Origin of the sequence: Promicromonospora sp. NPDC019610 (assembly GCF_044389365.1) — a bacterium.
Lineage (GTDB): Bacteria > Actinomycetota > Actinomycetes > Actinomycetales > Cellulomonadaceae > Promicromonospora.
Genome location: NZ_JBIRXX010000002.1, coordinates 435425 through 452692, shown reverse-complemented (window position 1 = coordinate 452692; position 17268 = coordinate 435425). Strand labels below are relative to the sequence as shown.

Below are 17268 nucleotides of genomic sequence, written 5' to 3'. Positions count from 1 at the left end.
GCCACCCCTCTCCCGGCCCGTGCGGACGCTCCCCGCAAAACCTCATTTCGGCGACAATTCACCTCCCCGATCGGTAGGGTTACCGACGTCGCGCCTGTGTAGTGGCCGGGCGGGCTTTCTTTTTGTGGAGTGATGATCAGGAGGACGCATGAGCTTTGCCTCACGCGTATTTGAGAACCGTCGGTCGGTCGTGTCGGTGGGGGTGGTGGCACTCTTCGGCGCGGGGCTGGTCGGCTTTGCGCTCCTGTACGACGGCGAGGCCACCGCTGACGTCGACCTGAACGACTCGGGCGTCTGGGTGACCCAGACGTCGAAGGGCAACCTCGGCCGGTTCAACTACGAGGCCAAGACCATCGACGGTGTGCTCGTGGCCGGCGGGGGGAGCTTCGACGTGGAGCAGAACGCCCAGCGCGTGCTCCTCGACAGCTCGGGCAGCTCGTCCGCGAGCCCGGTGAACCCGGCGCAGCTCGCGTTCGACACCACCATGAACTACCCGGCGGGCGCGCAGGTCGCCGCGGGCGGCGCCACCACGGCGGTGTACGACGGCGAGACCGGCAAGGCGTGGGTGATCCCGTTCGACTCCGCGGCGTTCGACGAGAAGGAGCTCAAGCCCACGGTCGAGGCGGGCAAGGGCGGAAGGCTCGCGGTGGGCAAGGACGGCACCGTGTTCCTGGCCGTGCCGGCCGACGGCAAGCTCTACACGATCCCCACCAGCTCGCAGGGCGTCGCCGAGGACGCCGACGAGACGTCGCTCCCCGTGAGCGCCGACGCCACGGTGCTGGTCTCCGCGGTGGGCGACAAGCCCGTGGTGCTGGACCAGTCCACCGGCAACCTCGTGCTGCCGGGCGGCGACACCGTGACGATCGAGGAGGGCGCGCAGAGCATGCTGCAGCAGCCCTCCGACGAGGCGAAGAACGTGGTGCTGGCCAGCCCGAAGGCGCTGGTGACGGTCCCGGTCGGCGGCGGGAAGCCGACCACTCTGGGCTTCCAGGGCCCCGGCGGCACGCCGTCCGCACCCGTGCAGCTCGGCGGCTGCCTCTACGGGGCGTGGGCCGGCGGCCAGGTGATCCGGGACTGCGAGGGTTCGCACAACGACGTCAACCAGGTGCTCGAGGGCGTGAGCGCCGGGATGAACCTGGTCTACCGGGTCAACCGGAACGTGATCGTGCTCAACGACATGACGGGCGGCCTGCTGTGGATGGCCGCCGAGAAGTTCGAGATGGTCGACGAGTGGGACTTCACGGTCCGCAAGGACGGCAAGGGCGACAAGACCGAGACCGAACAGGCCACGCCGGAGCAGGTCGACAAGGCCGTGACCGACCGGAGCAAGCCCAACCGTCCGCCCCAGGCGACGGACGACACGTTCGGCGTGCGGCCCGGCCGCACCACGGTGCTCAACGTGCTGGGCAACGACTCGGACCAGGACGGCGACGTGATGGTGGCCGCGGTCAAGGGTGAGGTCGAGGGCGACATCGCGGTGGACCGCGTGCTCGACGGCGCGGCGCTGCAGGCGAACGTGCCGGCGGACGCGACCGGGACCACCAGCTTCACGTACGAGGTGAGCGACGGCCGGCGCGGCACCGACGAGGGCTCCGTGGACGTCAAGGTGGTGCCGCTGGAGGAGAACAACGCCCCCGAGCAGCCGGGCAAGCCGGTGCTCGCGGTGGGCCAGGGCGGCCTCGGCACCATCAAGGTGCTGCCGTACTTCAAGGACCCGGACGGCGACGACCTGTTCCTGTCCAGCGCCACCACGGCCGACCCCCTGGACGAGGTGCGGTTCCGGCCGGACGGCACCGTCGAGTTCCGGGACGGCGGCACCGTGACGGGCAACAAGATCGTCGACGTCCTGGTGTCGGACGCCATGGGCCAGTCCTTCCCGGGCACGCTGATCGTCAACGTGGTCGCCACCAACGTGCCGCCGGTCGCGGTGCAGGACCACGTGGCCGTGCTGGCCGGCGAGCCCGTGACGGTGGATCCGGTGGCCAACGACTTCGACCCCAACGGCGACGACTTCCGGCTGATCCGGGTCGACGACAAGCAGGGCGCGACGATCACGACCAACGCCACGGCCGAGACCTTCAAGTTCCAGTCGGACACCCCCGGCGCGTACGACGTGATCTATCACGTGAGCGACGGCCTCGCGCCGACGATGGGCCTGGTGCGCGTGGACGTCGTGGAGCCGCCGGAGGAGTCCGGGGCCCCGGTCGCGGTCTCCGACCAGGTGCTGCTGCCGGCCGGCGGCACCGCCCTGGTGGACGTGCTCGCCAACGACACCGACCCCGCGGGCGGTGTGCTCGTGGTGCAGGGCGTCACCGTGCCCGGCGACGCGCCGGTGACCGTGTCGGTGCTCAACCACCAGATCCTCAAGGTCTCGGAGCTCAAGCGCCTGGAGGGTCCCGTGACCCTGAGCTACAAGGTGGCGAACGGCACGAGCACGTCCACCGGCCAGGTGCGCGTGGTGCCGATCCCGGCGCCGGCGCAGCTGCGTCCGCCGGAAGCGGGTCCCGACGAGGCGACGGTGCACGTCGGTGACGTGGTGACGATCCCGGTGCTGAAGAACGACACCCACCCGGACGGCCTGGAGCTGACGCTGACCGACGAGCTGCAGGAGTCGCCGCCGGCCGCGGTGGGAGAGGCGTTCGTCTCGGAGGACACGGTGCGGTTCCGGGCCGGTCAGGAGGCCGGGACGTACCACGCCGTCTACGAGGTGCGGGACGCCAACGGCCAGAAGGACTCGGCCCAGGTCACGATCAACGTGCTCGACGCACCGGAGAACTCCGCCCCGCAGCTGCCCGACATCGAGGCGCGGGTGCTGAGCGAGGGCGTCGTCCGCATCCCGCTGCCGCTGGACGGCACGGACCCCGACGGCGACCACGTCTCCCTGAGCTCGATCTCCGCGGCGCCCTCGCAGGGCACCGCCACCATCGTGGACGGGTTCATCGACTACGCGGCCTCCGCGGGCTCGGCGGGCCTGGACACCTTCACCTACCAGGTCACCGACACCCGCGGCGCCCCCGCCGAGGGCGTCGTCCGGGTCGGCATCGCAGTGCCCCCGGCGTCCAACCAGGACCCGCAGGCGGTCGACGACGAGACGACGGTGCGGCCCGGCCGGACGGTCGCGGTCGCGGCCCTGGAGAACGACTCGGACCCCGACGGCAACCAGATCGGACTCGTGGCGAAGGGGTTCGAGGGCACGGGCGACCTCGAACCCCAGGCGGTGGACGACGACGTCGTGGTCACCGCACCCGACACCGAGGGCCCCTACTCCTTCTACTACGGCATCCAGGACACCTACAAGGCGCGTGCCAGCGGCGCCATCACCGTGAACGTGGACAAGAACGCGCCGCTGCTGCGGCCGATCGCCCACGACGACGTGGTGACGGCGGACGACGTCGAGGGCTCCTCGACGGTGACCGTGGACGTCAAGGCGAACGACGTGGACCCGGACGGCGTGGCCGCCGACCTCAAGGTCTCCGTGGACACCGACCAGGAGGGCGTGACCGTCACCGAGTCCGGCGCCGTGAAGGTGAAGCTGGCGCAGGACGCCCAGGTCATCACCTACACCGTGACCGACATGGACGACCAGGAGGCCAAGGCGTTCGTCCGCGTGCCGGGCGACCAGGCACGGCCGCACGTCAAGCCGGGCCTGGAGCCGCTCAAGGCGACCAGCGGCGAGCCGCTGACGATCGACATCGCGGAGTACGTGGTGGTGCGCGACGGCAAGAAGCCGCGGATCACCGAGGACCGGACGGTCAAGGCGCTGGAGGGCACGGTCGCGGTCGAGGACCACGACACGATCGTCTACACCTCCACCGCGGACTACGCCGGCGCCGCGTCGGTCAGCTTCGAGGTGACCGACGGCAAGGGGCCGGACGACACCGAGGGCCTGACGGCGGTGCTGACGCTGCCGATCGACGTGACCCCGTCCAAGAACATGCCGCCCAAGATCACCGGTACGCCGGTGCTCAAGGTCGCCCCCGCCGAGATGGCCGAGGTGGACCTGTCGCGGTACGCCAGGGACCCGGACAAGGACCCGCTGACCTTCGAGGTCACGGGCACCGAGAAGTTCAAGACGTCCGTGACGGGCACGACGGTGCGTGGCGAGGTCGACGCGTCGGTTCCGAAGGGCACGTTCCAGGAGCTCCCCATGACGGTCTCCGACGGCAAGAACCCGCCCGTGGAGGCGGAGCTGACCGTCCAGGTGGTGCCGTCGACCCGGGAGCGGGCCAAGACGACGCCGGACGTGGTGCTGAACGCCCACCAGGGCGAGGCCACCACGGTCCCGGTGCTCGCCAACGACACCAACCCGTTCCCGGAGACCCCGCTCAAGGTCGTCGACGCGACGCGGGAGACGGGCCAGGGCGAGGTCACGCACAACGGCTCCGAGGTCATCGTCACCCCGGGTACCGACTTCACCGGCGTCATGACCGTGCGCTACCGCGTGCAGGACGCGACCGGTGATCCCGACCGCGAGGTCGACGGCATCGCGAAGCTGACGGTGCTCGGCCGCCCCGAGGCACCCCGCGCACCGCGGGTCGAGGAGGTCCGTTCGGAGACGGTCGTGCTGAGCTGGGACCAGCCCAACAACAACGGGTCGGAGATCACGGGGTACACGCTGCGGACGCAGAACGGTCAGGAGCACGCCTGCACGACGACCACCTGCACGTTCGACGGGCTCAAGAACAACGTGAAGTACCGGTTCACGGTCACCGCGACCAACGAGGTGGACGAGTCCGACCCGTCGCCGGCGTCCCGCGAGGTGCGTCCCGACGAGAAGCCGGACAAGCCCGAGCCCCCGACGCTCGACTTCGACAACCAGAGCCTGATGGTCAGCTGGAAGAACCGGGCCTACACGGACCGTTCGCCGATCGAGTGCGTCAACCTGGAGATCAGCCCCGCGCCGGCGAACAACGTGACCCAGAAGGCGTGCGTCGAGAACACCTCGGTCAGGTGGACAGGGCTGGACAACGGCACGGCGTACACGGTGCGGGTGCAGGCCAAGAACGAGGCGGACAGCCCGTCGGACTGGAGCGACCCCTCCGCGCCGGAGACCCCGGCGGCGCCCCCGGCGCAGCCGGCCGCGCCGACCGCGCAGCGCGTCGACACGGGCGTGGGCGGCCAGATCACCGTGTCATGGACGGCCCCGGCCAACAACGGCGACGCCGTGAAGAAGTACTACCTCGACGTGTACAAGGACGGCTCGAAGGTCAAGACCATCCCCGTCACGGGTACGTCGAAGGCGGTCCAGGACCTGAACCCCAGCTCGACCTACACGTTCACGGTCCAGGCCGAGAACAAGGCCGGCACGTCCAAGGCCAGTCCGCAGTCGAACGCGGTGGTGCCGTTCGGCGTGCCGGACGACCCGAGCACGCCCTCGGCGAGACTCGGGTCGAACACGAGCAACCAGGCGGACGTGAGCTGGACCGCGATCCCGGCCGACAAGTTCCGCGGCAGGAGCCCTCGGTACGAGGTCACGTACAACAACGGCGCCGATCACCCCAGCGCGGGCAACACCACCACGTACACGTACAAGGGCCTGACCAACGGGACGTCGTACACGTTCCGGGTGCGGGCGTGCAACGCCGACGCCTGCTCGGACTGGTCCGCCGCCTCGAACGGGGTGAAGCCGTACGGCCCGCCGAAGACGCCGACGATCACGGCGACCGCCGGGATCGGCAAGGTCACGTTCACGTGGGACGCACGGGCGGAGAACGGCCTGCCCACCACCGCGCGGGTGACCGGCGCGATCACCAGCACGGCCAAGAACGGCACCGCGTCGGCCACGGCCGGCGAGGGGCAGAACAAGAAGGCGTGCGTCACGGTCACCGACTCCCAGAACCGCACCGCGCAGGCCTGCGACTCGGCGAACGCCCTGACGCCGCGGGCCTGGGTGACCGTGGGCGGTGATGCCGGTTGCGACAGGTGCCGCCACTGGGTGCTGAACTGGTCGGGCTTCGACACGGGCAACCACCAGGCGGCCTGCTGGGCGGGCAACACCCAGCGGTACGACCAGGACAGCCCGACCTACTGGCACGACATCCACGACGGGCACCCCCGGACCTGGGAGGGCAGCACCAAGTACCCGATGAACGGGGCAAGCGGCAACAGAACGCTCTCGTGCTTCATGAGTTCGAAGTACAACGGCGCCGAGGTCGCCTTCATGGTCGACGGAAAGCTGTACCAGGTCTCGAACTGGAACAGCTGACGCCGGCCGGCACACCCCGACTCGTCTAACCCCCGGGGAGTGCTCCCGAGAGTGCGCTTCTACCCCGCCATCGGGCCCGAAACCGAGCTGGTTTCGGGCCAGATGGCGGGGTAGAAGCGCACTTTCCTCGTTCCGCACCCGGACTCGCGCCTGCCCAGGCGAAATGTGCTACTTGTCGGTACGCTGCCGCCGACGCCGGGTTCGACCAACTGGTCCGCTCTGCACCGATTCGTGCCCACGACCTGGATCTCGAACGCGAGGACCGCGATGCTCACGCACGCCTTGACCGCCGGCCTGACGGACGGCAGGCTCACCGCCGGCAACGACATGGAGACAGCACTCTGCCGGAGCTACGGCAATCATCCCGGCGCTCGGGGACCCGTCGGGCACGGCGGCTACTGCGCCGTCGTCGACCATGCCTCGCTCCCGCCGGCGAGCGAGGCGGCCGGGCTGAGCGTGCACCGCGGCGCGGCCGTCGACGTCGGCGACGGCTGGGCCTTCTTCGACGACCTCGCTCCCGCGGCCTGCTTCGTCCGTGCGGGGCTGCGGTCCAACCTGAGCCCGTCGTGGGACCTCTTCGAGGCCGCCGAGGTCCGGTCCTGGTGTGCCGAGCACTGCTGCGACGAGCTGGCGCTCGTGCTCGGCCGCCAGGTCTACGAGGCGGCCGAGATCGACGGGTTCTTCGCGCAGTTCGCGGCCTCCCTCGCCGCGTAGCACGCACGGAGCCGGCCCGGTGCGACGTGCGTCGCACCGGGCCGGCTCGTTGCCGGCCGAGTCCCCGGCAGGCGGGGAACCCGGTCAGCGGATGGTCGGGTCCTCCTCCTCCGGCATCCGGCCCAGGGCCGTCGCCAGCGCCTGGCCGAGCTCGCGCCGGCGTCGGACCAGGAGCGCGCCTGCCGCGAGCAGCAGGAGCGTGGTCGTCACGAGGGTCGCGACGTCCGCGCCGGTGGCCGCGAGGCCGCCGCCGGCCCCGGAACCGCCGCCGTTCCCACCGCCCGAACCGTCGCCCGAGCCGTCACCGGCGTCACCGGCGCCACTGGCGCCACCGCCCGAACCGTCCAGGGAGGTCGGCTGGACCTGGAACCGCGCCAGGGCGGAGTCCCCCGCGGCGGCGCTCGTCGCGATGCCGACGTGGGTCCCGGTCGACAGGCCCGCCGGGACCGTGAAGGTCCACCGCACCGTGCCGTTCTCGTCGGCCGCCCTGGTGGTCAGCACGACCTCCGAGGACCGGACCGCGCCGCTGACGAGCTCGCCCGGCTCGAAGCCGGAGGCCGAGAACGTCTGGCTGTCCCCCGCGACCACCGAGTCCTTCGCGAACCACGCCCGCAGCGCGCGGGCGCCGTCGGCGGAGACCTCGATCGGCACCTCGGCGCCCTCGCTGCCGTCCTCCGGCTCGGCGACGATCACGTGGAGGCCCGGCTCGGCGTCCTCCGGGACCGTGATGGTGACGGTGAACCCGCACGTGTCGTCCGGGACCACCACGACGGGCTCGCCGACCGGCTCCCCGGCGGCGTCGGTCAGCGTGATGCTGACGTCCACCCCCGTGGGGAAGCCCGTGCCGGTGACCGTGACGTCACCACCGGCCTCGACGGTGCTCGGGTCCGCCACCAGGGTCGGATCCGTGCACTCCTCCGCGCCGGGTGCCGCCGCGACGGTCAGCACCACCTCGGCCGTCGCACCGGTGGTGTCGTCGGTACCGACCACCGGGTAGTCGGCCGGGGTGGCGTCCTCGGGCACGCTCAGGTCGGTGACGAAGGCACCGTTCTCGTCGGTGTCGACGGCGACCGGGTCGCCGACGGGGTCGTCGTCCGGCTCCGTCAGCTGCACCGTGGCCGTCGAGTCCGGCGTGAACCCCTCGCCCGTCACCTCCGTGGTGCCGCCCGGGGCGACCTCGGACGGGCTGAGCACCAGAATCGGCGTGATCGCGGACGGGTCCGCCACGATCCGCAGGCTCGCGGTCGCCGGGATCCCGGTCGGGACGTCGGTGCCGGTCACCTCGTACTCGGCCAGGGCCGCGTCCTCGGGCAGCGGCACCTCGTGCTCGAACGCGCCGTCGGCGTCGGTCGGGACGAGGGCCGTGTAGAGCACGCCCTGGGCGCCGGCGATCTCCAGGTCCACCGTCGCGTCCGGCGTGTAGCCGGTGCCGGTGACGACCACGTCGTCCCCCGGGGCCGCCTCGGACGGGTCGACCACGATCGCCGGCGTGATGTCGGCGAGGCCCTCGACGGTGAGCGGCGCGGTGGCGCCCTCGCTGCCGTCCTCGGGCTCGGCACCGACCTCGTAGTCACCGGGCTCGGTGTCCTCGGGGACCACGTAGTCCGTCGTGAACCCGCAGGCGTCGTCGGCGGTCACCGTGACCGGGTCACCGACGGGTGCGCCGTCGGCGTCGACGAGCTGGACCGTGACGTCGCCGCCGGCCGGGAAGCCCGTGCCGACCACCGTCACCGTCCCGCCCGCGGGCACGGAGGCGGGCGTCACCGTGATCGCGGGCGCCGTCTCGCACTGCTCGGCGGCCGTGATCACGGTCAACGGCGCCTCCGCGGGGGTGCCCGTCGTGTCGTCCGTGCCGACGACGGTGAAGTCGCCCGGCTCGGCGTCCTCCGGCACCACCAGCGGCGTCGTGAAGCCACCCTCGGCGTCGGTGTCCACGGTGACCGGGTCACCGACCGGGTTGCCGTCCGCGTCGGTGAGCTGCACCGTCACGGTGGCGGCCGGCGTGTATCCCGTACCGGTCACCGTCGTCGTGCCGCCCGGGGCGACCTCCTCGGGGGTGACCGTGATCGCCGGGGTGACCGCCGCGGCGGGAGTGACCGTCAGCGGCGCCTCGGCAGGCGTGCCCGTGGTGTCGTCGGTACCGACCACCGCGTAGTCACCCGGCTCGGCGTCGTCCGGGACGCACAGGTCGGCCGTGAACGCGCCGGTGCCGTCGGTGTCGGCGGTGACCGCCTCGCCCAGCGGGTTGCCGTCGGTGTCCGTGAGCTGGACCGTCACCGTGGCGTCCGGCGTATAGCCGGTCCCCGAGACCACCGTGCACTCACCCGGGGTCACCTCGGTCGGGTCGACCGTCAGCTCCGGGGTGATCGCCGGCGCCTCGGTCACCGCGAGCGGCGCCTCGGCCGGTGTGCCCGTCGTGTCGTCCGTGCCGACGACGGTGTAGTCGCCCGGCTCGGCGTCCTCCGGCACCACCAGCGGCGTCGTGAAGCCGCCGTCCGCGTCGGTGTCGACCGTGACCGGGTCACCGACCGGGTTGCCGTCCGCGTCGGTGAGCTGCACCGTGACGGTGGCGTCCGGCGTGTAGCCCGCGCCCGTCACCGTGGTGGTGGCGCCCGGCGCGACCTCCGCCGGGTCCACCGTCAGGGTCGGGGCGAGGGCCGCGAGGTCGCAGGCGTCGACGCGGACGCCGGCGTTGCCGAGCCCGATGCGGCCGGCGTCGGCCGACTGGACCAGGCCCAGGCTGAGCGCGGACACCTCGACCTGGCCGAGCAGCTCGTCGCCGCCCGCCGTGGTGCAGGTCGCGGTCTCCTGGTGGTTGATCTGCAGGGAGACGAACTGGACGAGCACGTCGAACACGGGCGACAGGGCCGCCCCGATGGTCGAGGTGATGCCCGACTTCAGGTCGTTGATCAGCAGGTCGAAGATCTGGTCGCCCTCGTCGCTGATCACGAGGTCGTAGACCGTGCCGAAGATCGGCGCCGCAGCGTTGCCGAGGCCGTTGATCGCCGTGGCCAGCAGCGTGCCGGTGATCGCCTGCGTGCCCGTGCTGTTGTTCACGACCTGCGGGAAGTCGCCGTTCACGGCGTCCGCCAGGGGCACGGACCACGACACGTCGAGCGTGCCGAGCGGGGACTCGTCGAAGAACGCGATGTTGATCGTCACCGCGTTCAGGGAGTCCTCGATCGCGCCGATCATGATGCGCGTGGCCTCCTGCATGATCTCGTGCACGCCCTCGGCGATCTGCGGGTACGTCTGGTCGTCCAGCACCTCGTAGTTGGGCGCCAGGCCGTTCATGCCGACGTCGTCGCCGCCGCCCCAGGGGTCGTTGCCCTCGACCAGGTGCTCCAGGTGAAGCTGCAGCTCACCGGTGGAGAAGTCGATGCTCACGAGCTGGTTCGCCGAGGTGATGGGCTCGCCCACCACGGACTGGAACAGCGTCTCCTGCATGTTCGAGTCCACCGTGACCGTCGGCTCCGGGATCCCGGGCACCGCGGAGAGCAGCGCGGTCAGCTCTGACACGTCGAACGTGTCGTTGACCAGCGTCTCTATCTGCGAGTCGACGGCGCCGCCGATGTCGAAGATCGTGGCCGCGGCGTCCTCGATGACCGGGGAGTGGAGCAGGAGGGTGCCGTCGCCGAGCCGGTACTGGCCCGGGCCGGTCACCCCGCCGTCGGGGTCGAGGATCACGCCGTCCTCGGCGGTGACCTCTGCAGCCAGGGCGCCGAGCTCGATCGTGAGCTGGTCGACCACCGCGTCCGAGATGCCGTCGACGCCGGCGAGCCGGGCCAGCGACAGGACGTCGATGCTGGCCGTGCCGAACGCGTCCTCCGCTCCGTCGAGCGTGACGCCGCCGTCGGCCCCGAGCAGGCCGGACACGGCGTGCGCGTCGGCCGGGCCGGACGCCTCGCTCGTGCTGGCAAGGGCGCCGATCTGGCCGAAGTCGAGGAACTGGTCCACGGGGAGCTGGAGGTCACCGAGCTGGAGCACCTGCGAGCCCAGGACATCAACGTCCAGGTTCTCGGTGTTGGGCCCCGGGTTGCTCACCGACCCCGCGTCGGAGGTCGCCGCGCCCAGCAGCGCCTGCTGCATCAGCTCGGCCGCCAGCACGGAGGCCGCGGCCTCCGCGGGCTCGTCGGGGTAGTTGTCCACGGCCGCGGCGGGGAGGCCCGCCGTCGTGGCGATGAGGGCTGAGGCGGCGACCACGGCGAGGCCACGGCGCCACCTCGCGCCGGCTCGTCTCCTGGTACGACCTGTCGGCACATGCGTCGGAATCACGAAGATCACTCCTCACGTTCGCGCGTCTCGTGACGGCGTCTGGGGACTGCAGGCCGCGACGAGGATGCTGCGGACCCGGTCTCAGAAGACACACGTTCCCGGGTACCTGCCACGCGCAAAGGACAATCGTGCACGGGTGCACGGTGATGCACCGGAGGTTGCGTTGATGCAACCAAGGACATTCCGGAACGCCATTGACCCGGCAATTCGGTAGGCAGCACACAATGCCCGGGAAACCAAGAAAGGGAGCGGGTGAAAAGTACCTCAGGCGCGTTCTGCCAGCCAGCGGGCGGATACGCGCCGCCACGCCGGTGCCGGGATCCGCAGATCGTGTCGATATCTCGCACAATTCACCCGATGTCATATGCTCCCCACAGGAAGCTCCGGCGGTATTCATGGAGCCTTCTGGAAAGGAACGAAACGTGGGTCCAGAAAGCGGACCGGCGGTTTCGGCGCTCTCGGACTCCTCCGGGTGGGCGGCGGCCGCGGGCAGCAGGGGGCTGGACCGTGTGGTTCACGGGCGGGATCGAGAGCTGCGAGTCATCGGAGCGTTCGCGACCGGCCTGGACCCGGCGACCCTGGTCGTGAGCGGTCTCAGCGGTATCGGCAAGAGTGTGACGGTCCTGGCCGCGCTGCACCGGATCGGTGCGCAGGCGTCGGCCGTGCGTGTCGTGCGGTCGTGCTCGTCGCGGCCGTACGCGCACGGCCTGGTGGGCCGGGACCGCCTGGACCTGGCGAAGCAGGCCGGGCCCGCGGACCCGGGACCCGGCTACGAGGTCGAGCCCGTCGGCCTCCTGGAGGCCGTGGGCGCCGGCATCGGGCTCGCGGCCACCGGCCCCCGCGTGCTCTTCGTCGACGACGTCGAGGTGCTCTCGCCCAGCCGCGCAGCGTGGCTGCAGCAGCTCGGCGACGCCGCGTACGAGCGGGACTGGCGGATCGTGGTCGCTGCGCGGCGTGTCGCCCCGGGCCGGCTGCCGGACGACGTCGAGGTGCTCGACGTGGAGCCGCTGGACGAACGGTCGCTGCGCCTCCTGCTGGACACCGAGCTCGGCCTGCCGGTCGCCTCCGACGTGGCGGGCCGGCTGCTGCGGTGGAGCGCAGGCAACCCGCGGATCGCGCTCGAGCTGGCCGACGGGCTCAGCCCCGCCCAGCAGCGCGGCGACACCGAGTGGGCCGGCCCGCGCACCGTGGGCCCGGCGGCCCGGCGCGCGTACCGCGACCTCGTGGACGGGCCGGAGGCGGACGAGGCGGGCGCGGACCGCTACCCGCTGCTGGCCCTGCTGCGCGAGGAGCTCCGGACCACGCCCGCCGACGACGCGGGGCGGCCCGCCTTCGCCGGGTCCGCGACCGTCGCCGAGGCGATCCTGGACGGCCTGCACCTGGACGACGTCGCCGGGATGGCCGAGGTGGGCGCCGAGCCGCGCGCTGCCGCGCGGGCGGCCGGAGTGACGCTCCTGACGGGGACCACCTGGGCCGAGGACGGCGCCGGCCGGTGGGCGCCGCTCGTGGCCGGCGCCGAGTGGACCGACCACCTGTGGTGGCGGGACCCGACCGGCGTCGATCCCACGACCCGCACCGCCGGGCAGCGGGCCGCCGCCGCACTGGTCGAGCTGGAGCACACGGGCCGGCTCGCCGACCCCGCGACGCTGCGCGCCGACCTGGGCCTGATCGGGTCGCGGCCCGACCCGCACTGGGTGGGCCTGTGCGTCCAGGTGCGCGGCCGGCTGCTGCTGGGCGACGGGCCGGGTGCCCGCCGGCTCCTGGAGGAGCAGTCGGGCCCGGCCGAGGGGCGGTCGGTCGCGGAGATCGTCGCCCGGGACCTCGCGGGGGCGCGGGTCGCGATGTTCGACGGCCGGGCCGCGGACGCCCGCGCGCACCTCGACCGCGCGACCGACCTACGACCCAGCATCCAGGACTGGCTCCCGGTCCGGGGCCTTCAGGCGGCGACGACGGCCATGCTCGACGGCCGGGGGCCCGCGATCGACCTGCCGACGCGGTCCGGGGCGTGGTCGACCCGGTCGCTGGGCGAGTTCGCCGTGGACCTCGGCACGGCACACCTCGCCGTCGGGCACGTGGAGCACGCCGCCGAGCTCCTCACGATCGGGCTCGAACGCTGCCCCTGGCCGTACCGGGGCCGCGTCCAGGCCCGGGCCGACCTCGTCGAGGCCGCGCTGGTCCACGACCGGACCGGCGACACGCTCCCGCGGCCGGTCTGGGGGCTGATCGACCCGCCCGTGCACCCGGACGAGCGGGCCGACGCCGACACGGGCGCGGCCCACGCGCGGATGCGGGCCGTCCTGGCCGGCCGCGGGGCCGGCCCCGCCGGCGTCGACGAGTGGCTGCCTGGCGCACTGTCGCCGGCCTCGCCGTGGCAGCGCCTGCGGACACTGATCGCCTACGGCCGGTACAGCCTGATGCGCGGCGATCGCACCAACGCCGAACCGGCGCTCCGCGAGGCGCGGACGCTGGCGCGCCTCGCCGGGGTGCCCGGCTGGGGCCAGGCGATCGACGCCTGCCTCGCCGGGCACGACACCCCGGACGAGCGCAGCTGGGACGGGCTGAACGAGGACGAGCGTGAGATCGTCCGCCTGGCGCTGCGCGGCACGACCAACGCGCAGATCGCCGAGATCGCCTACATCTCACTGCGGACGGTCGCCAACCGCTTCCGCCAGATCTACGCGGTGCTGCACGTGCGCGACCGGCGGGACCTGACCGAGCTGGCCAGGACCCACCCGCCGGTGTGGCTCACCGAGGACGCCTGACCGCCCACCGGGGCGGTCAGGCGTCGTCGGCTACCCCGCGTCCGCCGCCAGCCGCTGCGCGACCGCCGCGGCCTCGGCCGCCTTGACCTGGGCCTTCTCCGCCCGCCGCGCGGCCCTGGCGGCGCGCTTGGGCGTGCTGCCCTCCGAGCGCCGCTCGAAGAGCGTGTAGATCACCGGCACCACGTACAGCGTCAGCAGCGTGGAGGACACGAGCCCGCCGATCACGACGAGCGCCAGCGGCTGCGAGATGAACGCACCGCCGCCCGTCAGGCCGAACGCCATCGGGGTCAGCGCCAGGATGGTCGCGGCCGCCGTCATCACGATGGGCCGCAGGCGCTGGCGCGCACCCTCCCGGACCGCCTCGTCGAGCGGCCGCCCGTCGGCCCGGTACTGGTTGATGAGGTCGATCAGCACGATCGCGTTGGAGACGACGATGCCCACCAGCATCAGCACGCCGATCAGCGCCGCGACGTCCAGCGGCGTGCCCGTCAGCAGCAGCGCCAGCAGGGCGCCCGTCGCCGCGAACGGCACCGAGACCAGCAGGATCAGGGGCTGCCCGATGCTGCGGAACGTCGCCACCATCACCAGGTACACGATGAGAATCGCCGCCAGCAGCGCGAGGCCCAGGTCCGCGAACGCGTCGGCCTGGTCGGCGGCCACGCCGCCCACGCCGACCTCGGCGCCGTTCGGCAGGTCCAGCCCGTCGATCTCCTCGGTCAGGGCCGTGGTCAGCGTGCCCAGGTCCTGACCTGCCGGCGTCACCGCGACGGTCGCGCTGCGCTCGCCGTCCACCCGCGTGACCGACGCCGGGGCCGACACCTCCTCGACCGTCACCAGGTCGCTCAGCGGCACCACGCCCGCCGCCGTCGGCACGTCGATCTTCTCGATCTCGGCCGTCGTGGCCGGCACGTCGCCCGCGACGACGACGTCGAGCGACGCGCCGTCCAGGTCCACGGTGCCGATGCTCATCTCGTTCATCGCGCCCGCCACCAGGCCGGAGACCGTCGCCTCCGTCAGCCCGGCCTCGGCCGCCGCGTCGCGGTCCACCGTCACCTGCACCGTCGACTGCTCGGCGGCCAGGTTGTTGGTCACGCTCTCGACGCCGTCGAGGTCCGTGACCGCGTCCTCGACGTCGCTCGCGGCGGCGGCCAGGTCGTCGGCGTCCGGCGCGGTGACCACCAGGTCCACGGTGGTGCTGGAGAAGCCGGAGTCGCCGGCCGCGACGGTGACCTCGCCGTCCAGGGTGGCGTCGTCGAGCGCCTCGCGGACGTCGTCCTGCACCACCTCGCCGTCGGCGTCCTCGTCCAGCGTCATCGCGAACGACGCGCTGCTCCCGCCGCCACCCATGCCGAAGGCGGCGGCCATGCCGTCGGCCGACCCGACCGTGGTCTGCACGGTCGCGATGCCGTCGACGCCGGCGAGGACGTCCTCGACCTCCTTGGCCGCCGCGTCCTGGTTCTCCAGCGATGTGCCCGGCTCGAACTCCTGGGTCACCGACAGCGTGTCCTGGCCGGCGGCCCCGATGAAGTTGGTCTCCATGCGCGGCACCAGCGCGAGCGTCCCGCCCAGCAGCGCGACCGCGACCGTCAGCGTGACCGCCGGGTGGCGCAGCGCGGCCGCGAGCGACGGCACGTAGGCGCGCTGCCAGATGCCGCGGCGCTCCTTGAGCTCGGCGGCCTCGCGCATCGCGACGCCGCCGTCGGCCGAGACCGGCACCTTGATGAACCAGTACGCGAGCACCGGCACGACGACCAGCGCCACGACGAGCGAGGCGCCCATGGCGATCGCGACGGTGACGGCGAACGGCTGGAACAGCTCCCCCGCCATGCCGCCCACGAGCGCGATCGGCGCGAACACGGCGATGGTGCAGACCGTGGAGGCGGTGATGGCCGCACCCACCTCGCGGACGGCGGTCACGATCGCGTCGACGCGGTCCTCGCCGTAGGACAGGTGCCGCTTGATGTTCTCGATCACCACGATCGAGTCGTCCACGATGCGCCCGATCGAGATGGTCATGGCCGCGAGCGTGAGGATGTTCAGCGTGTAGCCGGTCAGGTTCATCGCCGCGAACGTCACCGCCAGCGACAGCGGGATCGAGATCGCGGAGACCAGCGTGGCCCGCAGGGAGGCCAGGAACACCAGGATCACGAGCACCGCGAACAGCAGGCCGAGGCCGCCCTCCGTGGTCAGGCCCTCGATCGACTCCTCGATGAAGGGCGCCTGGTCGAACGTGACGGCGGTGCTCACGCCCGCGTCGTCGAGCTCGTCCTGCACGTCGGCCAGCACGTCCTGCACGGCGTGCGACACGTCGACCGTGTTGCCGTCGGGCGTCTTGGTCAGCGCGATCGCGAGGGACGGCTCGCCGTCCAGCCGCGAGAAGGAGGTGGGCTCGACGTCCTTGACGCTCACCTCGGCGACGTCGCCCAGGTGCACGACGGCGGCGGGGCCGGCCTCGGTGGTCGGCTGCTCGGTGTTCGGCGCCTCGCCGGTGGTGCCCGGGGCGCCCCCGGCCGCACCGGCGCCGGCTGCTCCCGCACCTGCCCCGCCGGCTCCCGCGGAGCCCGCGGCCGGGACGATCGGCAGGCTCTCGAGCTCCTTGACGGTGCTGACGGTGGTGCCCACCTGGACACTGCTCGTGCGGCCGTCCTCGGTGACCGAGCCGACGGGCGTGACCGTACCGTTGTCCTGCAGCAGGGACGAGAGCTGGGCGGCGGTGAGGCCCGCGGCGGCAAGCTTCTCGTCGTCGGGCTCGATCACGACCTGGCGCTCGGTGGTGCCGGTCACCGTGACGTCGCGGACCTCCGCGATGCCCGAGAGCTCGGGCACCAGCACGGAGTCGATCGTGTCGGTCAGCTCCCGCTCGCTGCCGTCGCCGGACACCGCGAGCTGCACCACGGGCAGGTCGTCGAACGAGCCGGCCATGACGTCGGGCTCGACGTCGTCCGGCAGGTCCGACAGGCCCCCGACGGCGGAGGTCATCTCCTGGCTGGCCGCGTCGATGTCGGTGCCGTACTCGAGCTCGACGGTGGTCATCGAGACCCCCGTGGAGACCGTCGAGGTCACGCCCGTGACGCCGTCGATCGCCTCGACGGCGGTCTCGATCGGGCCGGTGACGCGCTCCGCGACGATCTCGGGCGCCGTGCCCGGGTAGACCGCGGTGACTGCCACGACGGGCACGTTCAGGGACGGTATGAGTTCCTGACGGAGCTGCCCCATGCTGAAGATGCCGACGACGAAGACGGCGACCGTCGCGAGTGCCACGAGGGCACGGTTCGCGAGCGACATTCGGGCAAGACGAAACACACTGCCTCC

At 72.3% G+C, this 17268-nt stretch carries 5 protein-coding genes; 3 read left to right on the top strand and 2 right to left on the bottom strand.

From position 1 onward, the window contains the following. Positions 1-148 precede the first annotated feature (148 nt). Positions 149-6205 (top strand): Ig-like domain-containing protein, encoded by a 6057-nt coding sequence (locus tag ACH45N_RS13590; RefSeq protein ID WP_397394625.1) that lies wholly within the window; start codon positions 149-151, stop codon positions 6203-6205. Positions 6206-6436: 231 nt separating this feature from the next. After that, the gene (locus ACH45N_RS13585; protein ID WP_397394623.1) at positions 6437-6919 is read left to right on the top strand and encodes a hypothetical protein; all 483 of its coding nucleotides are present in this window, start codon (positions 6437-6439) and stop codon (positions 6917-6919) included. Positions 6920-7003: 84 nt separating this feature from the next. Here ACH45N_RS13585 and ACH45N_RS13580 read toward each other — a convergent pair whose 3' ends face one another. Next, entirely contained in the window at positions 7004-11194 is a 4191-nt protein-coding gene (locus ACH45N_RS13580; RefSeq protein WP_397394621.1) for a choice-of-anchor G family protein, read from the bottom strand. A gap of 584 nt (positions 11195-11778) precedes the next feature. Here ACH45N_RS13580 and ACH45N_RS13575 point away from each other — a divergent pair. After that, positions 11779-13956, top strand: a complete 2178-nt coding sequence (locus tag ACH45N_RS13575) for a LuxR C-terminal-related transcriptional regulator (RefSeq protein ID WP_397394620.1) — start codon at positions 11779-11781, stop codon at positions 13954-13956. Between the two features lie 30 nt (positions 13957-13986). Here the strand turns inward: ACH45N_RS13575 and ACH45N_RS13570 are convergent, their stop codons facing one another. Next, positions 13987-17217, bottom strand: a complete 3231-nt coding sequence (locus ACH45N_RS13570; protein WP_397394618.1) for an efflux RND transporter permease subunit — start codon at positions 17215-17217, stop codon at positions 13987-13989. Positions 17218-17268: the final 51 nt, after the last annotated feature.

Bases quoted from the DNA above. Each gene is read 5' to 3' on its own strand.
- ACH45N_RS13590 (WP_397394625.1), top strand. From the start codon at position 149: ATGAGCTTTGCCTCACGCGTATTTGAGAACCGTCGGTCGGTCGTGTCG.